Origin of the sequence: Methylocystis sp. H4A (assembly GCF_015709545.1) — a bacterium.
GTDB classification, from domain to species: Bacteria; Pseudomonadota; Alphaproteobacteria; order Rhizobiales; family Beijerinckiaceae; genus Methylocystis; species Methylocystis silviterrae.
Map to the genome: position 1 here is coordinate 26,090 of NZ_JADNQY010000023.1, position 23,183 is coordinate 49,272.

Here is a 23,183-nt window from a genome sequence, read left to right on the forward strand (position 1 = left end):
TCAGTAGGCTCACATTGATCACGGAAGTGGCAGGCTTCCATTGATGCAGGGGAATGAAATGGACAAAAGCGGTATCCTTCAGCCAGCAACCCTGGCCTTTGCAATCGTCGCCGTTCTGAGCGCCTCAATTGCGCCGACTGCGGCCGCAAGCCGGGCGGCGCGAGCGCAAGCCCGCTATACTGATTATTACGCCCTGGCGCCCTCAGAGATGGATGCAGGCGCCGCCATGCACCACGTCGGCAACTGCTTCCAGACCAATAGCGCAGTCGAAGCCGCGCGAGGCATCCGCCATTGGACAGGCGCTTGCGCTGGAGGCCATTGATCGTTGCGGGATTCCTCTGCGGCGAGGATGCATAAAGTAACGCGCAAAGCCGCCCTGCAATGCTTCACCGGTCAGGGCCTTCTCTTGCGACGACCCGGAGCCCCTCGTCTGCCAAACCGCGCTGTCAGCATAGTTGTCAGCATACTTGGGATGGCCTTTCGATCAACTCAACCAAGTCCGCGGCCCGTTGCGGCCAAAGCCGCTCACTGCCCCATCTCCTGCAGCGCCGTCAGCGACTCAGGCAACACCTGTCCGCCATCGATCACCAGCGTTTGGCCGGTGATATAAGCGGCTTCGTCGCTGGCGAAAAACAGCGCGGCGTAGGCGATGTCCTCGACGCTCCCAAGCCGGCGTTGTGGGATCGAGGCCGTCATCTGCGCCAAATAGTCTTCGCCGAGCGCGTCGAGTCCTTCGGTGCGCACATTGCCCGGCAGCACGGCGTTGATGGTGATTCCGAACGGCGTCAGTTCGAGCGCCGCCGTGCGCATGAAGCCGAGTTGTCCCGCCTTGCTCGCCGCGTAATGCGTCCAGCCGGGATAGCCGGTGATCGGGCCGGTGATGGAAGAGGTGAGCACGATCCGCCCCCGACCGCTGCTCGCCAGCGCAGGCACGCAGGCACGCACGCTCAGAAAGGCGCCGGCAAGGTTGGTGGACAACACCTCGTTCCATTGCTCCAGAGTCATCTCCATCAGACGGGCAGCCGGAAAGACGCCGGCGTTGGCGCAGAGAATGTCGATGCCGCCCTGGCGCTCGAGCGCCGCGGCCGCCATCCGCTCGACATCGGCCGGAGCGCCGACATCGGCGGCAAACCCGCTGGCGCGCCCCCCTTCCGCCCGAATCGCCGCCGCCGTCGCCTCGGCCTGCACGAGGTCACGGCCAACCACCAGCACTTGCGCTCCCTTGGCTGCAAAAACACGCGCGACGCCACGGCCGATGCCCCGGCTGCCGCCGGTGACGATGACCGACCGACCGGCGATTGAAGTGAGCATATGACGAGGCCCCTCTCGGCTTGCGAGGTTAGATGCTGCGCGGAGCTCCGCCCCGGTCATTCCTTGTGGGAGACGCTGCGCCTCCCGCTGAGGTAATCAATATTTCGCGACGACAGGCGCGGCGCCCCAGTTGAAGTGGTAGTTCAGGCCGACGCGGACGACATGACCGTCGAAGCGCGTGCGCGCTTGAGTGGCGTTCGCGAACAACAGGTTCGTGATCTGCCAATCGGTGGTGATCGCGACGGGATAGGCGGCGGCGCCGAGATCGTAAAAGAGATATTCGATCTTGGCGCTCCATTGCGGCCAAAACATCCATTCCAGTCCGCCGCCGGCCGTCCAACCGACCCGCGTTTGCGAAAATCGTCCCTGACTGGCGCCGAGCAACAAAAAACCGGAGAAATCATTCGGCACGTGTTGGAAAAAACTCGTGGTGGACGTCGCCTGGCCGTAAGCCAGTCCGCCGGTCGCATAAGCGAGCAATGTCGGCGTTACGAGATAGCCGAGCCGACCGCGCACGGTGCCGAGAAAATCAAGCGACTTGCCGCTCGCAGCGCTCGTCAGCAGGTTGAGCCCCGGCGCCGGCGTGGGCGCGAGCGTCACGACGGCGGCGGCGCCGTTTGAGCCGGCGACGCCCTGGATGTCCGTTTCTAGTCCAGCGAGAAACGCGCCGTTGAATTGCAGATCATAGCCGAGTTGGCCGCCGCCGATGAAACCGGCGCCATTCGTCGCGACGCTGCCCGTCCCTGCGATGGCTGCAGCCGCCGCCCACGGGACATTGCCGGCGCCATTGATGAGAAAGGGCGCCGAAGCGAAGTTGGTCCCCGTGCTTGCGTTCCATGCGCCGCCCGCATTCAAACCGGCATGGAACCCGCTCCACATCGGCGGCGGAGGCGGAAGATAGGCCGGCGGCGCCTTGAGGGAGGGCAAATCTGCGGCGAGCGCCGATCCCGTTGCGAACGCCAACGCCAGAACAGCGCCTGTCAAGAATTTATGGGCCATCATTGTCCTCGCCGTGAAGAACTCCAGAATGAGGGCAAATGAGCAAGGCGAGAGGCGTTTCGCAATTCGAACCTATCGCTTCGACCGCGCGTTTACGCCGTTTCGCGACGGATGTGCCTTTTCTGCAACAGCAATTTCTTTTGGAATTGGCCAGAGCGATTCCATTTGCTCCTGCCGCAGCGACCGCCGCGCGCCGCGTCGCAATCACCTGGCCGCAGCCGTCAATCCTGCCGTTTCAATCGTGTGGCGCGCAATCATCGCTTCCTCGTCGGTCGGCGTCACGAACACGGGGATGCGCGATTGGGGCGCCGAAATCACCAGGTCGTTGCGCGCATTGGCCGCCGCGTCGAGCGTCAGCCCCAGCCAGCCGAGGCCCTCGACCACGCCGGCGCGCACGCGCGGCGAATGCTCTCCAATTCCGGCCGTAAATACGAGCGCGTCGAGTCCGCCGATCGCCGCCGCGAGCGCCGCGATCTCCACTTTTATGCGATGAATGAAATAGGCGATCGCGGCTTGGGCGCGGGGTTCTTGGGACGCCTCGAGCGTGCGCATGTCATGCGAGACGCCGGAGAGGCCAAGGAGCCCGGAGCGTTCATAAAGGAGATGCGACAGCTCCTCGGGCGTCATGCCCTCGCTCTGGAGCAAATAAAGCAGCAGTCCGGGATCGATCTGTCCGCAGCGGGTGCCCATGGGCAGGCCTTCCAGCGCCGAGAAGCCCATGCTGGTGGCGATCGAACGCCCGCCCTTCATCGCGCAAAGCGACGCGCCATTGCCAAGATGCGCGACGATGACGCCGCCTTCGGCCTGGATCGGATCGATCGCGCGGAGGCGCCGGGAGATATATTCGTACGACAACCCATGAAATCCGAAACGGCGCAACCCACGCTCGTAGTAGGAATAGGGAAGCGCATAGGCGTCGTCGACGAAGGCGTGTCCGCGGTGGAAAGCCGTATCGAAACACGCGACCTGCGGCACATGCGGAAAGGCGTCCCTGGCGCCCTCGATTCCGGCAAGGTTGTGCGGCTGGTGCAGCGGCGCCAGCGGAATGAGTTGGCGCAACTCCGCGAGCACTTCCGTATCCACGATGACCGGCGCGGCGAAGCGCAGCCCGCCATGCACGACTCTGTGCCCGATCGCGCTTACCGCCGCCGCCGGGTAAGCGTCTTCGATCCATTCGAAGATCGCTGCAATCGCCTGCCTGTGCGTGAGTTTGGCGGCGAGCGGCCTGTCGCTTATCTCTCCATCGACAATGGCGGCGCGAAAGCGCGGTTTCGCGCCGAGCCCTTCGACCGCGCCAGAAACGATCAGCCGCGGCCAGTCGGCGTCCGCCGCAAACAGGGCGAATTTCACCGAAGACGACCCGGCGTTAAGCGTGACGACGCGATCGGCCATATCCCCTCACGCCTCCAGGACGCTACCAAACGCGGCGACGCTTCTCCGCTTCGAACGTCTTTCCAAGGTAGACCACGCGCTCCAGCCGCAGGTCGCCCTTGGGATGGAAGGCGTCCGGGCGCGGCTGCAACTCGCCGTTCTCGAATTCCAGGCCAAGCAGCGCATATGCGGCCGACAACATGCGGGCCGCCGCGCCGGTGTACCAGCTCCACCCGCCTCGCCCTTCATAGCCCTCGCCATTATAGACATCGGCCGGCTGCTGATGCGGCGGCAACCCGTAGATGTCGGCGGCGGCAGGCGTCGCGAGCTTGGAGATCGGCGAGATCGCGAGCCATGTCTCAAAGGCCCTGCGAAACAGTTCGTCGGCGGCGCGCGAGTCGCCGTCCTGTTGCGCCTGCGCGGCGAGCTTGGCCAGCGCGTCGACGAACCAGGACACGCCATGCGAATACTGGCCGCCGTTTTCCCGCACGCCCGGCGGATATTCGGCGCTGCGCCCGGGATAAGGCTGCGAGTGTTCGTCAAAAGGCGGATGGACGAGCAATACGCGATCGCCGAGACCGAGAACGGCCAAGGCGTTCTCGATCGCCTCGCGGCCGCGCGCGGCGTCGACGGCCCGCGCCAGAGTCGGCCATGAGGACGTCATCGCGCTCATCGGCGCGACTTCCTTGCCATCATCGGCGTAGGCGCGGATGTAGCGATCGCCGCGCCAGCAGCTCTCCAGCGCGGTCCGAAGCTTCGCGGCGCGTTCGCGATAGCGCTCGGCGCGGTCGGCGTCGCCCTTCGCCTCGAACAGCGGCGCGATGTCGAGGAGGATGCCGTGCAGGAAGAAGCCAAGCCAAACGCTCTCGCCGCGGCCTTCCTCGCCGACGAGATTCATGCCGTCGTCCCAGTCGCCCGATCCCATCAGCGGCAGGCCATGCGCGCCGAAACGGTCGAGCGTCCAGTCGATGCCGCGCGCGCAGTGTCCGAGCAGCGTATCCTTGTCGCGCGACGTCAGCGGCACGGTGGCTTCGCCCTCCTGATCTTTCGGGACAGGACTCGCCTCGAGGAAGGTCTCGACCTCGTCGAGGATGGCGTAGTCTCCACTCCCGCGGACATAGCGAACCGTCACATACGGCAACCACAAGTGCGGATCCGACGCATGCGTGCGGTCCGCGAGGCCCGTGCCGCCATTGGGCGCGCGATGCCACCATTTGCAGGCGTCGCCCTCGATATATTGATGCGCGGCGTGCAGCAGAATTTGAGCGCGGGCGCGCTCGGGCGCGAGATGGATGAGGGGTATGACGTCCTGCAGCTGGTCGCGATAGCCGGTGGCGCCGGAACGTTGTGAAGGACCCGTGCGTCCCCACAGGCGCGCGGCGAGCAATTGGTAGGGCAGCCAGTCGTTGACGAGGCGGTCGAACTCGGGACGATTGGTCTTGATGCGCAATACGGACAATTGATCGTCCCATGCGCGCGCATTCGCCTCGAGTTCGGCATAGGCGTGGTCGGGATCGCGCGCATAATCGGCGAGCCGCTTCGCGTCTTCGATCGTGGTCGTCTGTCCGAGCGCCACGACGACGACGGCTTCTTCGCCCGCCGGCACGTCGATCGCGCCGCTGAACGCGGCGACTTTCCGTTCATGCGCGGGCGCGCCCGCGTCCGGATGGCCGTGCTCGACCATGTAAGGCAGGTAGGGGTCGCGGCTCTCATGCCCCAAGAAGCGGCGACGCGACGTCTCGGCGAATTCCGCCGGTATCGAGGTCGTCACAAAGGCCCAGCCTTGCACGAAATTGTTGCGAGGATTGCGGAAGTAGATCGAATGCACATTTTCGTCGATGATCGATTCCAGCACGCCGAGACTTTCGTTCGGCGTTTCCGCCAATACGATCTCCATTGACGGCGTGATCTGCAGCAGACGCTCATGGTCGGTCTTGTTGCGGATCTTTAAGATCTTGAACTCGATCGGCTGCGTGGGGCTGACGAATACCGTCATCTCGAGCTGAAGATGATCACGCTCGGAACGATAGACGGCGACGCCCGGCGAAAACGTCACCTGATATTCCGCGTCGCGACGGCGCAGTGGAACGAAGGTCGGACTGTGCGCGTCGGTTCGGGCGAGATCATAGACGTAGATCCTTTGCCCGGCCGGCGCCATGCGCCCCTCGCCCATGCGAAACGGGGTGAAGCTGTTCAGTCGCGAATTGCCGTGAAAGGAAAAAATCTCGCCGTCATTCGTGAGCACTGCGCCCTGTCCGAAGGCATTGGCGATGACGTGGCCGAAAGGACGCGGAGTCCCGGGCGCCAGCGTGACGCTTTGGCCGTCTTGAGAAAAGGCGTAGCGCGGCTTCTTGGGCGGGGGAGGCAGGATGAGCCCGCGGCGGCGTGACAACGCCTTGTTCAGCGTCTCAGGCGCGACGGGGGCGATCCCCAGATGCCGTGCAATGGAATCCGTCGCGCGTCCCATGTCGCGCGCCCAGCCGTCGACCATGATCAGTTCCGTCGCGCCGGCGGCCGCGAGTTCGACTTCGACGCGCAGACTGGCGCAGGGCTCGAAGCCATAGAGCAGACCTTCGTCCTTCGGATCACGTGGCGCCGCCAGTCCAAGCAGGCTGTCCGGCGCATAGGTCGACCCCATTCCATAGAAACGCGACTTCACGTCCTCATAGCCGACGACGGAGATCTTCGCGTCAGCGCCGGCGCCGATGGCGTGAAAGCCAATCTCCGGGGACAGCCGGCGATCGGATTGGCGCCGCGCCCCGCCCTTAAGCAAACGGTTCTGGGCGAAAATCGCATTCAGCGATCGAACGTACCAAGTGCCGATGTGAATCGCGTTATACGCGGCGTCGCGAAGCTCGACGCCGGTCTCGTTGAGCACCCATTCACGCAGCGATGCGAGCATCAATTTACGATGGCGCTGCTCAAGATTGACGATCTTCAGTCGGGTAATCTCGACCGCTTCGTCGGCGGCGAGCGAAACGCTCGCTTCGATCGCGAATCCGTTGCGCTCCGCCATGAAGAACAGGCAGTTCTCGCCGGCGTCGGTGAGCGACGCCTGAGTGGCTCTGCAACGCGTCGGCGCCTCGCCGATCGACCATAGCTCGCCGCCGTCTTCACGCAGAAAAAGGAAACGTCCGCGCGGGTGGGCGTGATCGTCCGGGCGTCGCGTCAAGTCGATCGGAGGGCCGCCGCGCGCCACGCCTTCAACGCGCATGGCCCCCTGCCCGTCCTGAAACCACTCGCTGATCATCAGCCCGTTGGTCAGTTTCAAAGGCCGCGAGCCCGGCACGCCACCGGCCCCGGTAATGCCTTCAATCGTCACTTTCTGCGCGCGCGCAAGCCGTCCCAGAAGGAAGAGGACAAGGCCGAAGGCGACAATGCCGGCGTAGATCAGATATCCGCTGACAAGATAGGCGTAGGACGGCGGCCGCGTCTGCGACATCTGCTCGGCGGCGCTCCACGCCTTGTCCCATTCGGCGCCGCGCGGGATATAGAAGGGCAACAGCAGCGGCGCCCAAGTGCCAAAGCGACGGATGCCTTCGGGGATCGCACGGCTTGTTTGCGCCTTTCCAAGAAAGCGCGCGGCTTTCTCATCGGCGACGTCGCCGCCGACGAAGGACAGATTGACGAGCGTCGCGACGCGCAGGCCCATGTGGTCGAACCAGATCAGCACCCGCAGGGCGTCATAGGCGAGAAGCGCGGTGAAGATATCAAGGCTCCAGGCGCGAAAATCCGAGTCCGGCAGGATGTAGCTCATCCAGCTCGCGACGCCGGTGCGGATGAGTCCGTCCTGATTGTACCAGGCGGGGTCGGGCGAAGCTTTCAGGAAGGAATAGATCACCGGCGCCATCCACAGGCCCCAGCGCAAAACGCGCACGGCGTTTTCGATGAGCATGTCGAGGCCTTGCCAGCTCGCGAGTTGGCGAAGCGGCTGCAGGCTGCGCTGAACGAGCGCCGTAAGGAAGAAGAGATTGATCGAAAAGAGCGGCGCGGCGAACACCCATTGGATGACGCCCGAGAGCGACTCGTCGAACAGCAGCCTCACGCCGCCGTCGACTCTGCCGAGATCCGTCGCGCCCCACTTCGAGAAGAGCGGTCGAATGACATATTCGGTGATGGGGCGTCCGTCCGCGCCGTAGTCGAGCGACGTGTAGGCGAAGAATTTCGCCGTGATGTTCTCGACCTGTCCCGCGTCGAGATACCAAGCGACGGCGCCGGCGACGAGCGCGCCGAGAAGCGCGCCCAGCGAATAGACGCGCCAACTGCGCAGATGCTGCCGGCGCCCTTGCGTCAGCGCCGCGAAATCAAACGCCGCATCGACGCCGGCATAGGCGAGCGCTCCCGCGACCGCGCCGAAGAGAAACCGCCCGCTCCCACTCGCCTCGGGAAGCCCAATCATCAGGGCCAATCCGATGGCCGCGCCAGCGACCGCGCCGCGAAAATAGTTGGAGGGATGCAGATAGAGCTCTTCGACGCGCGCAAAGAAGGACGGAGTCGAATCGGTGCTCTCCACGATCGCGCGCGCGAGCGGAAAAAGCGCGGCGCCGATCAGCGCGCCGCCGATCGGGCCGGAGGCCGAAATGACGGCGACGGCGGGCGCAAAAGACACGACCAGTCCGACCGCGAGCAGCAGCGCCATGAACACGAAGCCATAGACGGCGCCCTTTTCGGCGCCGGTCCGCCAATCATGGAACACCACGACCTGCAAGGACGGCGTCGCGCGCAAAAGGCCAGCCATCGCCTGGGTCACGAGATAGGTTTGGCCCCATAAGCCTGCTTGCGCGAGCGCCGCCGCCACCGTCGCGACCACCGCCGTCACCGGATAGGGCAAATAAGGCGCGACGAAATACGAGACCGAGGTCGCGATATAGGGCGTCAGCGAAGCGACGAAGGCCGAGGCGAGCAGAATGCTATGCGGACGCCATTGTCGGGGCAGAAAACGACCGAGCGCGAGGGGGATGCCGACGACGATCGATTCGTTGAGCAGAAACAGGATCAGCGTATGCCCGACGATTTTTCTGAAGGCCTCCGGAACGTCGAGGCCAAGGAGCAGCGCGCCGCCGATCTGGGCGACGGGCGGCGAGCCGAGAGCGATCAACAGGCTGAACTGCAACGGCAAAACGAAAAGGGCTGCGCGCACCGCCATGCGCGAACGCGCTCTCAGCGTGACGACCCCGGCAAGGTAGAGAAGGGTGGCGGTCGCCGCGCCGACTGGCGAGAGCCGAAAGAGTTCGGCGAAGGTTTCCGGCGATCGCCACAACAGGCCGGCGCGGTCGCACAGCAGCGTAAAAGTCGCGACAGCGAGGAAATCCACGGCGAAGTCGGCCGCTTGGCGCGCGCTTTCCGAGGAGCGGCGGAGCACGAAAATCGTCGCCCCGGCAAAAAACCCGGCCACGATCGCATGCTCGCCGCCGCCAGCCGCCTCCAGCGCCGCAAAGACCGCGAAGCCCATGCCGATCATGATGCGCTCGAACAATGCGCTGTTGACGTCCGATTCGCCGCGATTGACGGCCATGGATTTCCTCCGCGCCTTTTGTTGAATCCGGCGTTTTTTAACGTTAATGGCCGGAATCAGCGGCTATCGTATGGAATCCCTTGCCGGAGCCGGGAGAAAAAGTCGACTCCCGCCTCCCTTCTTCGCGCTCGCGCTTCGCAGCGCCGCCGAGAGCCGCTATAGTCCACAACGCTTTAATGCCCCGGCCGCGCAGCGAGGGCCACAGCGAGTGGACGACATGGAAGAGCCCCTGCCCGCGCCGCCAGCCGACACTCGCGACGCCGACCAGCCACACGCGTCCACAACGCCCGCGGAGCGTCTATCGCTTCTTGTGGAGCGCGAGCGAGTCGCCCGCAAGGGACCTACGGGTTCGCTGGACGAGCGTATGGCCAGTCTGTCCGGCGCGCTGCGCCGCGCGCGCCTCGAGAACGCGGAGCGCTCCGCCGCCATTTCCGATTTGCGCGCCGCGGAAATCGCCCGGCTGGAGATGCTCGGCGAGGCTCTGTCGCCGGTTTTGGCGCAGCTGCCGCGCGATTGCGACATTTTCGACGTTGGCGTTGCGCCCGCGGAGCGACCGCGCCTGTTCATCGACCAGATCGGCTTCGTCGAGATGGATCGCGACAGGCGGACCTATCGCTTTCTCCAGGATACGCGCCACGGCCGGGTGACGCTTCGCGAAAGCGACAGCATCGACGACCTCGTCGAAGCGATCACCAGCTACATCGCGCATCGCCTGATCGAGCGCGAAAAGGCGCTGGCGGTCGATTACGCGAGCGGCGGCGCGGCGCGGGCGCTTGGCGTGAAGGTCGCCGCCGCGCGCGAGAGGGCGAACGCGCGCGAAAACGACAAATCCCTCTCCGGAAAAACGACTCGCGTCGCCGCGTTCATCGCCGAATTTTTTGGCGCAGCCGCCTTTTTCGCATTCTTGGCGGTCTTGGCGGCATGGATCTATCGCGCCTATTTCGCAGGCTAGATCACGCTGCATTTGGGCGAAATAGCCCAAATGCAGATAAATTGATCGATTCCCAAAGTTTAGAGCGCGCTCAACGCGAAAAAACGGTTCCCACTTTTTCGCGAGCCGCGCTCTACGCTTTCATAGCTGAACGGACTCGAGCTCAACGACCTCGCCAGCGTCGTTCAATCCACGCCTGCGCAGCGAAATCCTAACGCCGTCGCCGTCGCGCTCGATCAGGTAAAGATTATAGGCGGCGCCTGGGTAGTGCCCGCCCGGCCGCGCCGACGCCGACGCGACGCCCACGACCGGCGTCCCGGCGCCCGGACCTGACAGACGATGCAGACTGGGCTTGTGATTATGCCCATGCAGAACGAGCTCAGCGCCATGACACGCGATGACGCTTTCGAATGCCGCCGCGTCTTCGAGCCCGCGCAGCCGTCGGGCGCCGCCGACATGCGGCGGGTGGTGAAGGCAAACGACGCGCGCAAGTCCTTGCGCCTTCGCGCGTTCCAGCAGATCCGCGAGCGCCGCCAGCTGAGTCGCCCCGAGCCGGCCGGAAGCGACGAAAGGCGCCGTCGGCACGCCGGTGTCGAGACCGATCAGCGCGACGCCGCCGCGCCGGCGCAAATAGGGAAAACCGGCGCCGTCTCCCTCGCCCGTCGTCCAAGGCGCGAAAACCTCGTGAACAAGATCGGTCACGCTCGCCACATAAGCGTCGTGATTTCCGGGCGTGAAGCTCACGTCGCCAGGCGCGCCCAGTGAGGCGAGCCAGTCTTTGGCGAGCGCGATTTCGCCAGGAAGTCCGATGTTGACGATATCCCCGGTCATGACGACATGGTCGGGCGCCTGCGCTTTGATATCCGCGACGATCTTGCCGAGCACGCTCATATCGTGCTGATCGCCGCGTTTATAAAGCCAGTTCACATAGCCCGTGACGCGCTTGCCAAGGAGCTCCGCGAGATTGGGCCGAGGAATTGGGCCGATATGCGCATCGGAAAGATGGGCGAGCCGGAAGTTCAAGAATCCTCTCTGACGGCCGGGCGCGCTGCGCGGCGCTTTCCTCATCGGGATGGGTCAGCGACACTAGTGCTTTCGGGCGTCATTTGCCATAGTTTCGGGCGATCGGAGGCGGTTTTGACGAAGCCTGAAGAAGGACGCGCAGCGCCATCGACGCGTACGCGTTTTGCGTCGCGGCTGATCGCTTTGGGCGCACGCTTTCAGCGTCCCATGACCCTGGGCGTGCGCGGCCTCGTCATCGACGCAAGAAACCGCGTGCTGCTGGTCCGGCACACTTATGTGAAGGGCTTTTACTTGCCGGGCGGCGGCGTCGAAAGCGGTGAAACTCTGGTCGATGCGCTCAAGCGCGAACTCCACGAGGAAGCCAACATCCTGCTGGACGAACCGCCTGAACTATTCGGCATGTATTTCAATCGCCGCTTCTCTGTGCGGGACCATGTTGCGCTTTACGTCGCGCGCGCGTTCCGCATCACTGAGCCGCGCGCGCCCGATCGCGAAATCGCCGAGGCGGACTTCTTCGCGCTCGACGCTCTGCCAGCGGATACGACCGCAGGGACGCGGGCGCGACTGTCCGAGGCGCTGGAGAACACGCCTGTCTCACCTTATTGGTGAACGCGTGATGGAGCCGGCTCCGGCGCTCAAAGCGCGCAGATCACGCCAGCCATAAGCGATGTCGGGGAGGACGACGCCCTCGATGTCCCACACGCCCTCGACGCCGACAGGCTCCGCGCCAAGCGCTTCATAAAAGCCGCGGGCCTTCGGCGAGTCGCGCAAGACCCAAACGGCGGCGCTCGCACAGCCGGCGGAAATCAGATGCGCCGCGAGCCGCTGCATCAAGCGCCTGCCTAGTCCACGGCGCTGGGCGCGCAGCAGCAGGTAGATCGACGCGATTTCGCCCTCGAAGCCAAGCGGAACGAGCTTTGGATTGGACAGGCGACTGCAACGGGCGAAACCAACCGGAGTCTCGCCCTCGCAGGCGATGAACACCGCCTGAGCGCCTTCGCTCGAGCCGATCCGCTGCAGCCAGCGCCGCGTCCAATCATCGAGATCGATGGACGCCAGCGCCTCCGCGCGCATCACCCCAAGGTAGGTCTCCCGCCAGGCCTTGGCGTGAATTTCGGCGATGGATCGGGCGTCCTCAATGCTTGCCCGGCGCAAGCGATACTCCGCCATTGGCCTCTCTCCGCCCATAGCGTCGCATGAGGGCTTGTCGCGGCGCAACGAGAGGTTTTGCCGCGCGGACGGCGCGTGATATGGCCTGCGCCCAGGGTCAAGCCACAATATGATCGATCTCGCCGTAAAATTTGCGCCGCTGACGGCCGCAGACGACGCGCATCTCGAAAAGCTCGACGAACGCGCGTTCGGTCCGGGCAGATATGCGCGTACAGCCTATCGCTTGCGCGAAGGCGTTGAGCCCGACCGCTCGCTGTCTTTTGTCGCGCGGATCGGGACGCTGCTTGTCGGCGCGAACCGCATGACGCCCATCCTCGTCGGGTCAACGCCCGCGCTTTTGCTTGGTCCGTTGACTGTCGAGCCGGCGTTTCGCCAGCAGCGCGTCGGCGAGACGCTCGTCAAATATTCGCTCGACGCGGCGCGCGACGCCGGACATGGGCTCGTCTTGCTCGTCGGCGACGAGGAATATTATGCGCGGCTGGGATTCGCGCCTGTGCCGCAGGGCAAAATCACGATGCCTGGTCCCGTGGACCCGGAGCGCCTGCTCTATTGCGAACTCCGCCCCGGCGCGCTCGCGGAGGCGAGCGGCAGGATGCGGCGCGTATGATTTCGCGCGCGCAGAGCATCGTCGAGAAATATGACGCGCTCGTCGCGCACGGCGCGTTGGAGCGCGACGCGTCGCAGCGCGCGGCGATCGAGAAGCTTCAAACGCTCGCCGACGCTCTCGCAGGCCGCAGGCCGAAAAGCGCCAGTGTGACGCAAGCGCTCCTTGCGACCTTTCGCCCTCGGGCGCAGCCGGCGCGCGGCCTCTACCTCTGGGGATCGGTCGGGCGCGGCAAAACCTTCCTGATGAACCTGTTCTTCGGCGCGCTTCCTGTCGAAAAGAAGCGTCGCGCGCATTTTCACGCCTTCATGGCGGACGTGCACGATCGACTGCATCGCCTGCGTCAGAAGCCGCATCGTGGCGACGCCGATCCGGTGAGCTGCGTGGCGCAGGAAATCGCGCAAGAAACCCGCGTGCTCTGCTTTGACGAGTTCGCCGTGCACGACGTCGCGGACGCTTCGATCGTCGCACGGCTTTTTTCATCACTGCTGGCGTCGGGCGTCGTCATTGTCGCGACGTCCAACGTCGAGCCTTCGCGGCTTTACGAAGGCGGCCGCAATCGCGATCTGTTCCTGCCCTTTATCGCCATGTTGCAGGAGCGAATGGACGTCCTGCGTCTCGACGCGCCGAACGACTATCGGCAACGGCGCGAAGATCTCGGGCAGGTCTATTTCACGCCCGCCGACTCTCGCGCGAGATCAGCGATTGACGCGCTCTATGCAACGCTCGCCGGCGACGCGGGGGAAAGGTCTGCGACAATTGAAGTCAAGCGACGCCGCATCGAGATCCCGCAAACGGCGGGCCGCGTCGCGCGTCTAAGCTTCGCGGCGCTCTGCGGTCAACCGCTGTCAGCGGCGGATTATATAGCGATCGCTGAGAGATTCGACGCGGTGATCGTCGAAGACGTTCCGGCCTTGGCGCCAGAACAGCGGAACGAAGCGCGCCGCTTCATCACGCTGGTCGACGTTCTGTACGATGCGCGCATCCTGCTGGTCGTTTCCGCCGCGGCGGAGCCTTCCGAACTCTACCGCGCGGACTACGGCGCCGAAGCCCGCGAATTCGAACGCGCGGCGTCGCGCCTAACCGAAATGCGGGGCAAAGATTACATCGACGCTCGCGCTTCGCTCATGGCTTTGACATGCAGTCCTTGATGTCGCTTGCGCGTTTCATCAATTCGAACCGATCGGCGCAATAGCGTTCGAGATCCGGCCGCTTGGCTGGATCGGTCGCCGCGGAGCGAATGCCGACCGCGCCATCGAGCAGCTCTTTTTGCGCAGCATGGACCTGAGACGGCGGCAGTTGTCCCGAGCAGGCCTCATAGCGCTTGAGCAGCGCGTCGCACTGCGGGACGCCGGTTGGATCAACCGCGAAAGCCGGCGTGGCGGCGAACAGGAAAACGAAAGCGAGACGATGCTTCACTGGCGCGGGATCTCCGGTTACGACCCGCGCCATATAGCATTTTGATCGGCCGTGAGGCGCCAAAAGACGAGAACGGCGGGCCTTTCTTTGGACCCGCCGCCCCGAAGTCTCCAGCGCCTTCGTGTCTCGCGGACGCTGGAGCGTTCTTGCGTCGACGCCTACAACCCCGCCAGATAGCGGGTGGGATCGACGGGCGTCGAACCCTTGCGCAGTTCGAAGTGAAGCTGCGGCGAGCCGACATTGCCCGACTGGCCGGATTTGGCGATCGTCTGACCACGCTTGACCTGATCGCCGCGCTTGACGTCGAGTTCGCCATTGTGGGCGTAGGCCGAAACGAAGCCGTTGGGATGCCGAATGAGCACGAGATTGCCGTAGCCCTTGAGCTCACTCCCGGCGTAGGCGACGACCCCGCCTTCGGCCGCCTTGACCTGCGTTCCCTCAGGCACCGCGATGTTGATCCCGTCGTTGCCGCCCGATGTGAAGCCCTGAATGATGCGGCCGCGGGCGGGCCAGCGAAACTCGGGCCGACCTTCGTCGGACGCCACCGCTTTCGCGTCATTCGCCGGGGGAATGGAGGCGGTCGCGGTCGTATCGACCTTACGGGCGCTGGGCGTTTCTTTCGGCGTTTCGGCGACAACGGGCTTGCTGCGCGCGTCCGCGATCTTGGACTCTGCTTCCGACGCCTCGGGAGAGGACGGCCCACGGGCGATCCGCTCAGTTTTGACGGCGCGCGCCGGCGTCGTCGCGGCGATGCGCGGCTCTGCTTTGACGAGCGTCTTCTCCGGCAAAGTCTTGGCTGCCACCTTCGACTTTTCGATCGGCTTGGTTTTCGTCGGTTCGGCTTCGGTCTTGCGCACCGGCTTCGCCTGTTCCACCGGCTTGACGTCGGCCACGGACTTCGCCAGCGGCGCAGGCTTCGCGGCGATCGGCTTGGTCGCGGCTGGGACGGCGGCTGCCGCTTTCGCCGGACCGGCGGGGACGCGCGTCACCATGACGGGAGCGGCGCCGGCGCGATAGACCGGAATCACCAGACGCGAGCCCGGCTGAACCTGGGACGCGACGTTAAAGCCATTGGCCCGCAGCAGCGCGTCGGGGGGCACGCCGTAGCGGGTGGCGAGCAGTGCCGCGGTCTCGCCCTGGGCGACAACGATCGGCGTGCCGCCTTCGGCGCTCCAGTGGCCGCTGGCGCCGGCGGCTGCAACGCGCGTCGGCGACGGCTGCGCCGCTGGCGTAGAAGTCCGCGCCATGGAAGCGCCGCCGCTCTGAGCGGACGCGCTGGCCGAGGGGGCAGGCAATGGACGGGTTTCCACCGTCGTGGAGGGCGGGCTCTGCGCCGGCGCGTCGGCGATCGCGCCAACAGGCGCCCGGTCGACGCCGAGCGAGGCGGTCTTGGCCGATCCTGAGAAGGGGTCGGAGAAGGGATCGGAGAAGGTGTCGCCTCCGAAACGAGAGGCGTCGGAGCAGCCGGCGACAAGGGCGGCGACGCCAACGGCCGCCAAGAACCGCACTGCGGCGCGGGAATAAGCAATATGATGCTTGGTAACCATGACGCGACCCACCCGAACGCAACATTGAACGGCTTTATGGGTAACAGCGCGGCGGTTAAGGAGCCGTTTAAGATGAACGCAAAGCGCGCGCGGCCGTGAAAATTTTCAGCATTCGGTCACGATGTTTTAGAGCGCCTGCGCCAGTCCGGGGATCGCCGGCCCCAGGCGACACGGGCCAAGATCGGTCTCCCGCAGTTCGCCGTCCTCATTGCGATCAAGCTTAATCAATCGTTCCTTCGCCCGCGCGCCGGCCTGCGCGTGCTCCCTTCGGGCAAAGAGCAGCGCGCCGCCCGGCGTGAGCATCTGGATGAGCGCTGCAGGCGCGGCGCCGACCGAGGCCTGGACGATGATTCGATCAAAGCGTCCCAGCTCGCGAGGCGGATCGAGGCCATCGGCGAAAATCGCCTTGGCGTTTGCAGCGCCGTGGGCGGTCAACCGGCGCGAGGCCTCGATGGCGAGCGTCTCGAAGCGTTCGAGGCTTACGACCTCGTTTGCGAGCTGTGCGAGCGCCGCCGCGCCATAGCCGGACCCCGCCCCCACCTCCAGCACCCGATGGCCGCGGCCGATCTTGAGCGCCTCGAGCCGTCTGGCAAGTTCGACCGGACGCGACATGGTCTGCCCGCAGCCGATCGGCAGCGAGAGATTGCGGTACGCGAGATCGCGAAAACGGTAGGGCGCGAACGCTTCCCGCGGGGTCGCCTCCATCGCGCGCAAGACCGAAAGATCGCGCAGGCCCGCTTGGCGCAGCGTCAGCAGCAGCGCCGCGCGCTCCTCGAATTGTTGGCTGGCCTGGCGCGCGCCGGCCTCCTCGGTCATTCCTTGCCCTCAAACGCCGCCGCGAGCCGCGTCACCGTCGGGTGATCGGTGAAATCCAGCTGCAGCGGGGTGATGGAGATTTTCTTTTCTTCGAGCGCCAGCAGGTCGGTGCCCTGCCCCGGCTTGAAGTCGCCGCGCTGGAAAGTGATCCAGTGATAGGGGTTGCCGCGGCCGTCCTTGCGGTCCTCGATCCGCATGATGTCGCTACTGCGCCTGCCCTGCATCGTGATCGCGACGCCCGCGACGTCCTGGGGCGCACAATGCGGAAAATTCACGTTCATCAAAACGTTCTTCGGGATGCCCGCCGCGAGCAGGCGGCGCACAACCTCAACGCCATGCGTCGCCGCGCATTCCCAGTGGATCGTCCGGCGGTCTGCAAAAAAATCATAGACCTGGGAGAGCGCAATCGACGGAATGCCGAGAATCGTGCCCTCCATCGCCCCGGCGATGGTGCCCGAATAGGAGACGTCCTCGGCGACATTCTGGCCGCAGTTGACGCCGGAAATGAGAAGATCGGGCGGATGATCGAGCATCAGCTTGCGCAGGCCCATGATGACGCAATCGGTCGGCGTTCCCTTGAGCGCGAAGTGACGCTGCGAAATCTCGCGCAGCCGCAGCGGATCGTTGAGCGACAGCGAATGCGAAACGCCGGACTGCTCGAATTCCGGCGCGATGACGAAAATATCGTCGGTGAATTCGCGCGCGATCGCCTCCGCGATTGCAAGGCCGCGCGCGTGAATGCCGTCGTCATTGGTGATGAGAATGCGCATGCTTACAGCGGTTCGCCTCGAGTGGACGGGCGCCTGAAGAAGCCCGAGTTTCTTTGGACGATTCGACGCCGAACGTCCACAATGACCCTATATCGGCTCGCCTCATTCTCTGGAGGAATTTTGATGCGTTCACGACTTGCGCTTTTGCTCGCGGCGGCGATCAGCGCCGCGCCCGGCTGCGCCGCCGCTTTTGAGGCCTATGTGGCGGCGGTGATGCCGCTGCGTGTGAGCCCGAGTTCGGACGCGCGGCCGGTCACGACGATGGCGGCGAATATCCCGTTCAATGTCCTGGGCTGCGGCCGCTGGTGCCAGGTGCAATATGGCGGGACCATGGGCTATGTCCCGGCGCCGCTTGTCATCCCCGGCGCGCCGCCGACCGCGCCCGGCTCTGGCCTATTGGGATTTTTGGCCGCCCCCGTGGTGCTGCCCGTCGCGGCGCGCGACCTGCTCAGCGACGGCTATGCGCCGCGCGCCGATTACGGCTATGGCTGGACGCCGTTTTTTGGGACGTCGCCCGAGCCCTACTGCGAAGAGCCCGCGAGACGCGGGCGCTGCGTCCACCGACGGCGTTCAGCTCGGGATGCGCGTGAGCCCGCCCATGTAAGGCCGAAGGACGCGCGGAACGTCGACTGAGCCGTCAGCCTGCTGATAATTCTCCAGCACCGCGACCATCGCGCGCCCGACCGCGACGCCGGAGCCGTTCAGCGTATGGACGAAGCCGATTCCCTTATTCTTGCCCTTGCTCTCAGCGGGACGATAGCGCGCGTTCATGCGCCGCGCCTGGAAATCGCCGCAGACCGAGCATGAGGAAATCTCGCGGTATCTCCCCTGCCCCGGCAGCCAGACTTCGAGGTCATAGGTTTTTCGGCTCGAGAAGCCCATGTCGCCGGTGCAGAGTACGACCTTGCGATAGGGCAGCTCGAGAAGCTGCAAGACCTTCTCGGCGCAGCCGGTCATGCGCTCATGTTCTTCGAGCGACTGCTCCGGCGTTGTGATCGACACGAGTTCGACCTTGTAGAACTGATGCTGGCGGATCATTCCGCGCGTGTCCTTGCCGGCGGCGCCCGCTTCGGCGCGGAAGCAATAGGTGCCGGCGGTCATGCGCATGGGCAATTGCGCTTCGTCGAGGATGGATTCGCGCACGAGATTGGTGAGCGGCACTTCGGCCGTGGGGATGAGCCAGCCTTGAGTGCGTTGCGCTAAAAAGTGATCAACAAGCCTCTTGCCCAAGCCCGTCAGTTCAGTATGGTAACTTTCTGTTTCTGGGTCGTAAGATTGTTTGAAAACATCGCGTGAGTTGACGAACTCCCCGGCGATCTCGGTTTTCCGTTCCTCATATGGCGTCGGGACTTCTGCAAGTAGATCCAACTTCGACGCGAGCTGCTCGCCCGACTGTGCCTCGCGCACTGTCTTGAATTGATCTTCACGAAACTTTGGCAGCTGTGCCGTACCGAACATTGCTTCATCGCGCACAATAAGCGGCGGGCTCACCTCCATATAGCCATGCTCGTTCGTATGCAGATCGAGCATGAATTGCGCGAGCGCGCGTTCCAATCGCGCCAGCCCTCCTTTGTTGACGACGAAACGCGCGCCGGAGATTTTCGCCGCCGTTTCGAAATCCATCAGCCCGAGGCGTTCGCCGATTTCGAAATGCTCTTTCGGCGTGAAATCGAATTCACGCGGCTCGCCCCAGCGCGCGACTTCAATATTGTCGTTCTCGTCGGCGCCATCAGGAACTTCGTCGAGCGGCGTGTTGGGAATGCTCGCCAGCGCGTTGTCGAGTTCGGCGATGGCATAGCGCTCAGCCTCTTCCAGCGCCGGCCAGTTTTCCTTGATCGTCGCGACTTCAGCCTTGAGCGCTTCGGCCCTGGCCGCGTCGCCCGCCTTCATCGCCGCGCCAATCTCTTTCGAGGCCGAGTTGCGCCGTTCCTGCGCGCGCTGCAATGCGCCGATCGCCGCGCGCCGCGAATCGTCAAAGGCGAGCAGCTGCGTTGAGATCGGCTCCAGCCCGCGCCGCGCGCGGCCGCGGTCGAAAATTTCAGCGTTCTCGCGAATCCATTTGATGTCGTACATGGGCGCCTGGACAGTGATCGAGTGACAACAGACCGTCATGGCCGGGCTTGTCCCGGCCATCCACGCCGAGCGGCTTCGGTCAAATGACAGAGTATGCGCAACGGCGCCGCGTGGATGCCCGCGACAAGCGCGGGCATGACGCGGGGAGCCTCATTGCGCCACCTTCTCCCGCAAGCGGGAGAAGGGGTCAAGCGGAGGGCTGCTGCGCCGCAGCCCTCTTCTTCTCGATCATGCGCACGGCGTAAATCGACGCTTCGTAGAGCAGCACGCCAGGCACAGCGAGCGCGAGCTGTGAGAACACGTCCGGCGGCGTCAAAACCGCCGCGACGATAAAGACGAGCACGACGGCGTAGCGCCGCTTCTCTTTTAAAAACTCCGACGTCACGATGCCGACCTGACCAAGCAGCGTCAAAACCACCGGCAATTGAAACACGATGCCGAAGGCGAGCACGAGCGTCATGATCAGCGAAAGATATTCCGAGACGCGCGGCAGGAGTTCGATCTGCGCCTTGCCCGGCTCATTCGCCTGCTGCATCCCCATGAAGAAACGCAGCAGATTGGGCATCACCAGAAAATAGACGACGAGCGCGCCGAAGGCGAAGAAGATCGGCGTCGCGAAAAGATAGGGACGGAACGCCCTGCGCTCGTGCTTGTAGAGCCCGGGCGCGACGAAGGCGTAGATCTGCGAAAGCACGATCGGGCAGGAGAAAAACGCCGCCATAAACAGCGCGACCTTGATCTGGGTGAAGAAATATTCCTGCGGCGCCGTGTAGATCAGCCGCGCCTCAGGACCTGCGACCTGCGTGTAGGGAATGAGAAGCAGATTGTAGATATCCTTGGCGAAGAAGAAGGAGAGCACGAACATCCCGAGAAAGGCGAGCAGCGCCTTGATCAGGCGCTCGCGCAATTCCATCAGATGTTCGATCAACGGCGCCTTGCTGGCCTCGATTTCGGCTTCATCGGCCTCGTTCATGTGGCGGCCTTCTTCGACGAATCCGGAGGGAGACCAGAATCCTCATCCTGACGAGCGGCCGAAGGCTGCGTCTCGGAGGATGCGATTGGCGCGTCCTCATCCTTCGACGGCTTTGCGTCGCCTCTGATCGCGCCGGTGATCTGCTTGCGCGCTTCGGCCATCGGATCGAAAGCGCCGTCGAGCTTCACGCTCTCCTTTACGGCGTCCCTCATCTCGCCGACCTCCTTGCGCAAATCATCGAGCTCGGCCTCGCGCATCGCCTCCATGAATTGTCCCTGAAATTCCGCGGCCATGCGGCGCATTTTTCCGGAAAACTGCCCAAGCGTGCGCAAAACGCGCGGCAAATCCTTCGAGGGAATCGCAATAAGCGCGACAATGGCGATGACGATGAGCTTGCCGGGTTCGAGATCGAACATATCGTTACCTGCTCTCACCCCCACCCCAACCCTCCCCGCTCTGCGGGAGAGGGAGCGGAGCCGCTTTTATCCGCGTGGCACGCTGCTCGTAAGGGTCCCTCTCCCAATAGCGGGGGAGGGACAGGGAGGGGCCGCTAGACCTTCTTGCTGTCCGCCTTGTCGCTCTCCAGAGCGCGGCGCTCGCTGGCCTGGCCTTCGAGCGGCTTTTTAGCGTCATCGGCCGCCTCGTCTTCCGACATGCCCTTCTTGAAGGCCTTGATGCCCTTGGCCACGTCGCCCATCACGTCGGAAATCTTGAACTTGCCGCCAAAAAGAATGAAGACGACCGCGCCGACAATGATCCAATGCCAGATCGACAGACCGCCCATGGCGCGCATCCTTCCTAACGAGAAAACCGGGACGACCGGCGTTTGCCCGGAAACTATGCGCCCCTCGCCATAAAAACAAGGACGCGGCGCGCAGATGCACGCCGCGGACATCCTTAAGGGACGTGGAAATTTCCTGTCGCTTGACCGCGCCGCTCGGCGGCGCCGTCAAAGCTCCTCGTCGTCGGCGGCCTCAGGCGTCTCCGGCGCCTCGGGCTCGTCCGGAAACTCCATTTCGAGCAGCTCCGGCGCCTCATCTTCAAGCGGCTCTTCATCGTCGCGCAAGGCGGCGTCATCCGAGGGTTGCGGCACGCCGAAGCCCTTCGGCAACCGGCCATCGAACAGGCCAGCGCCCTTGAGTTCGTCGAGCCCCGGCAGATCGCCGATCTGCTCAAGCCCGAAATGCATCAGGAAGGCGTCGGTCGTGCCATAGGTGATCGGCCTGCCCGGCGCTTTGCGGCGGCCGCGCAGCCTGATCCAGCCGGTGTCGAGCAGCACGTCGAGCGTGCCCTTGGAAATGGCGACGCCGCGAATCTCTTCGATCTCGGCGCGAGTCGTCGGCTGGTGATAGGCGATGATCGCGAGCGTCTCCAGCGCGGCGCGGGAGAGCTTTTTCTCCTCGACCTGCTCGCGTGCGAGGATCCAGTTGAGGTCGGCGGCGGTGCGGAAAAACCACTTCTTGCCGACGCGGGTGAGATTAACGCCGCGGCCCGCATAATGGGCGCGCAGCCGCTCCAGGACGCGCTCGAGATCGGCGCCCTCCTCGATGCGGCGCGCCATTTCCGCTTCATCAAGCGGCTCGGCGGAGGCGAAAAGCAGCGCCTCGATGATGCGCTCCGCTTCGCGCAGCCGAGCCTCGTGACGCGCAAGCTCGTCGTCGCTGTTCACGTCAAAGAGTTCGATCTTCTCCGCAGCCTGCGCCACCGGATGCCTCCTATAGTTCCGGGGCTAAGACGCGCCCGCAGTCTCTTCCGCTTCGTCGGGCGCCCGCCGCCGCACCCAAAGCGGCGCGAAGTGCCGGTCCTGACGGATGTCGAATCGCCCCTCCCGCACCATTTCGAGCGAAGCGGTGAAGGCCGAGGCGCGCACAGTGCGCGCCGTCTGCATGTCCACACAGTAATGCAGCAAAAAATCGTCGAGCACGGTCCATTCCGTCGCGACGCCGACGAGCCGTTCGAGGGCTTCGCGCGCTTCGGCCAGAGACCACACCGCGCGCTGCCGCATCACCACCCGCGACGTCGCGGTCTTCTGGCGCTGCCGGGCGTAAGCCGAGAGAAGATCGTAGAGGCTGGCCTGAAATTTGGGATGCGAGATCGTCTCAACGCCTTCAGGGCCGCCGCGCAGAAACATATCGCGCCCCAGCCGCGCGCGCTCGGTGAGCCTGTCGGCGGCGCGCCGAATGAGCTCGAGCCTGCGCAGGCGATCCGCGAGCGCGGCGGCGAGATCTGACGCGGACGGCTCGTCGCCTTTCGGCGGATCCGGCAACAGCAGACGCGACTTCAGGAAGGCGAGCCAGGCCGCCATCACCAGATAGTCGGCGGCGAGTTCGAGGCGCACGCGCCGCGCCGCCTCGATGAAGGCGAGATACTGCTCGGCGAGCGCGAGGATCGAAATGCGGGCGAGGTCGACCTTCTGCCGGCGCGCAAGCTCGAGCAGCAAATCGAGCGGCCCTTCGAATCCGTCGACGTCGACGAGAAAGGCCTCTTCGGCGTCGCCGCGGGGCTCGTCCAGCTCGAAGGTCAGTTCCTGGGCCATTCCCGAATTGCGCCTGTTTCCTTTACGAATCGGCGTGGCCGAGCGTTTCGGCGCGAGAGTGGCCCCGATGGCCCGCTATCGCAAGCGCTGCCGGCGCATTGGGAACGCCGGTCCACAGGAGAGAA

Annotated in this window: 21 protein-coding genes; 5 read left to right on the plus strand and 16 right to left on the minus strand. The window is 64.5% G+C overall.

The genetic code is table 11. The features are described from left to right. Positions 1-525: 525 nt before the first annotated feature. The 4 genes from fabG to IYW40_RS09265 all read right to left on the minus strand — a co-directional run bounded on the left by fabG (position 526) and on the right by IYW40_RS09265 (position 9,196). A complete protein-coding gene (fabG, locus tag IYW40_RS09250) occupies positions 526-1,311 on the minus strand; it encodes a 3-oxoacyl-ACP reductase FabG (protein WP_196400385.1) in 786 nt (261 codons plus the stop codon). A gap of 96 nt (positions 1,312-1,407) precedes the next feature. After that, the gene (locus IYW40_RS09255) at positions 1,408-2,313 is read right to left on the minus strand and encodes an outer membrane beta-barrel protein (protein ID WP_196400386.1); all 906 of its coding nucleotides are present in this window, start codon (positions 2,311-2,313) and stop codon (positions 1,408-1,410) included. 201 nt (positions 2,314-2,514) lie between these two features. After that, on the minus strand, positions 2,515-3,702 hold the full coding sequence (locus IYW40_RS09260; protein ID WP_196400387.1) for an acetate/propionate family kinase: 1,188 nt from the start codon (positions 3,700-3,702) through the stop codon (positions 2,515-2,517). A gap of 22 nt (positions 3,703-3,724) precedes the next feature. After that, the gene (locus IYW40_RS09265; protein ID WP_196400388.1) at positions 3,725-9,196 is read right to left on the minus strand and encodes a glycosyl transferase family 36; all 5,472 of its coding nucleotides are present in this window, start codon (positions 9,194-9,196) and stop codon (positions 3,725-3,727) included. Between the two features lie 217 nt (positions 9,197-9,413). Between IYW40_RS09265 and IYW40_RS09270 the strand changes: the two genes are divergently transcribed. Next, positions 9,414-10,148, plus strand: a complete 735-nt coding sequence (locus tag IYW40_RS09270; protein WP_196400389.1) for a hypothetical protein — start codon at positions 9,414-9,416, stop codon at positions 10,146-10,148. Positions 10,149-10,268: 120 nt separating this feature from the next. Here IYW40_RS09270 and IYW40_RS09275 read toward each other — a convergent pair whose 3' ends face one another. Then, the gene (locus tag IYW40_RS09275; RefSeq protein WP_196400390.1) at positions 10,269-11,150 is read right to left on the minus strand and encodes a metallophosphoesterase; all 882 of its coding nucleotides are present in this window, start codon (positions 11,148-11,150) and stop codon (positions 10,269-10,271) included. A 114-nt stretch (positions 11,151-11,264) separates the two neighbouring features. Between IYW40_RS09275 and IYW40_RS09280 the strand changes: the two genes are divergently transcribed. After that, positions 11,265-11,759, plus strand: coding sequence for an NUDIX domain-containing protein (locus IYW40_RS09280; RefSeq protein WP_246720737.1), 495 nt, complete (start codon positions 11,265-11,267; stop codon positions 11,757-11,759). Here IYW40_RS09280 and IYW40_RS09285 read toward each other — a convergent pair. Further along, positions 11,745-12,320, minus strand: a complete 576-nt coding sequence (locus tag IYW40_RS09285; RefSeq protein WP_196400391.1) for a GNAT family N-acetyltransferase — start codon at positions 12,318-12,320, stop codon at positions 11,745-11,747. The genes IYW40_RS09280 and IYW40_RS09285 overlap by 15 nt on opposite strands. A 109-nt stretch (positions 12,321-12,429) precedes the next feature. Here IYW40_RS09285 and IYW40_RS09290 point away from each other — a divergent pair, with 109 nt between their 5' ends. Both IYW40_RS09290 and zapE read left to right on the plus strand, forming a co-directional pair. Further along, on the plus strand, positions 12,430-12,927 hold the full coding sequence (locus tag IYW40_RS09290; protein WP_196400392.1) for an N-acetyltransferase: 498 nt from the start codon (positions 12,430-12,432) through the stop codon (positions 12,925-12,927). Beyond that, complete coding sequence (zapE, locus tag IYW40_RS09295) at positions 12,924-14,075, plus strand: cell division protein ZapE (protein WP_196400393.1); 1,152 nt, start codon at positions 12,924-12,926, stop codon at positions 14,073-14,075. The genes IYW40_RS09290 and zapE overlap by 4 nt, the downstream gene beginning before the upstream one ends. Here zapE and IYW40_RS09300 read toward each other — a convergent pair. The 4 genes from IYW40_RS09300 to surE form a co-directional block, all read right to left on the minus strand. Continuing rightward, positions 14,050-14,343 carry a hypothetical protein gene (locus tag IYW40_RS09300; RefSeq protein ID WP_175094346.1) on the minus strand — a complete coding sequence of 98 codons (294 nt, stop codon included), beginning with the start codon at positions 14,341-14,343 and terminating at the stop codon, positions 14,050-14,052. The genes zapE and IYW40_RS09300 overlap by 26 nt on opposite strands. Positions 14,344-14,501: 158 nt before the next feature. Continuing rightward, on the minus strand, positions 14,502-15,890 hold the full coding sequence (locus IYW40_RS09305) for a peptidoglycan DD-metalloendopeptidase family protein (protein WP_196400394.1): 1,389 nt from the start codon (positions 15,888-15,890) through the stop codon (positions 14,502-14,504). A 126-nt stretch (positions 15,891-16,016) separates the two neighbouring features. After that, positions 16,017-16,706, minus strand: coding sequence for a methyltransferase domain-containing protein (locus IYW40_RS09310; protein ID WP_196400395.1), 690 nt, complete (start codon positions 16,704-16,706; stop codon positions 16,017-16,019). After that, positions 16,703-17,476: a 5'/3'-nucleotidase SurE gene (gene surE / locus IYW40_RS09315; protein ID WP_196400396.1), complete on the minus strand. Its 774-nt coding sequence runs from the start codon at positions 17,474-17,476 to the stop codon at positions 16,703-16,705. The genes IYW40_RS09310 and surE overlap by 4 nt, the downstream gene beginning before the upstream one ends. A 123-nt stretch (positions 17,477-17,599) precedes the next feature. Here surE and IYW40_RS09320 point away from each other — a divergent pair, with 123 nt between their 5' ends. Continuing rightward, positions 17,600-18,109 carry an SH3 domain-containing protein gene (locus tag IYW40_RS09320; RefSeq protein WP_196400397.1) on the plus strand — a complete coding sequence of 170 codons (510 nt, stop codon included), beginning with the start codon at positions 17,600-17,602 and terminating at the stop codon, positions 18,107-18,109. On the opposite strand, the gene serS is transcribed toward IYW40_RS09320, so the two are convergent. The 6 genes from serS to IYW40_RS09350 all read right to left on the minus strand — a co-directional run bounded on the left by serS (position 18,047) and on the right by IYW40_RS09350 (position 23,058). Further along, complete coding sequence (gene serS / locus IYW40_RS09325; protein WP_196400398.1) at positions 18,047-19,549, minus strand: serine--tRNA ligase; 1,503 nt, start codon at positions 19,547-19,549, stop codon at positions 18,047-18,049. The two genes, IYW40_RS09320 and serS, sit on opposite strands and share 63 nt — an antisense overlap. Positions 19,550-19,736: 187 nt before the next feature. Next, the gene (gene tatC, locus IYW40_RS09330; protein ID WP_196400399.1) at positions 19,737-20,522 is read right to left on the minus strand and encodes a twin-arginine translocase subunit TatC; all 786 of its coding nucleotides are present in this window, start codon (positions 20,520-20,522) and stop codon (positions 19,737-19,739) included. Then, positions 20,519-20,938 carry a preprotein translocase subunit TatA gene (locus IYW40_RS09335; RefSeq protein WP_196400400.1) on the minus strand — a complete coding sequence of 140 codons (420 nt, stop codon included), beginning with the start codon at positions 20,936-20,938 and terminating at the stop codon, positions 20,519-20,521. Before IYW40_RS09335 ends, tatC begins: the two co-directional genes overlap by 4 nt. Before the next feature lie 134 nt (positions 20,939-21,072). Further along, entirely contained in the window at positions 21,073-21,306 is a 234-nt protein-coding gene (locus tag IYW40_RS09340; protein ID WP_175094353.1) for a twin-arginine translocase TatA/TatE family subunit, read from the minus strand. A gap of 165 nt (positions 21,307-21,471) precedes the next feature. Beyond that, positions 21,472-22,227: an SMC-Scp complex subunit ScpB gene (scpB, locus tag IYW40_RS09345; protein WP_196400401.1), complete on the minus strand. Its 756-nt coding sequence runs from the start codon at positions 22,225-22,227 to the stop codon at positions 21,472-21,474. A gap of 24 nt (positions 22,228-22,251) precedes the next feature. After that, positions 22,252-23,058, minus strand: a complete 807-nt coding sequence (locus tag IYW40_RS09350; RefSeq protein WP_175094355.1) for a ScpA family protein — start codon at positions 23,056-23,058, stop codon at positions 22,252-22,254. Positions 23,059-23,183 lie beyond the last annotated feature (125 nt).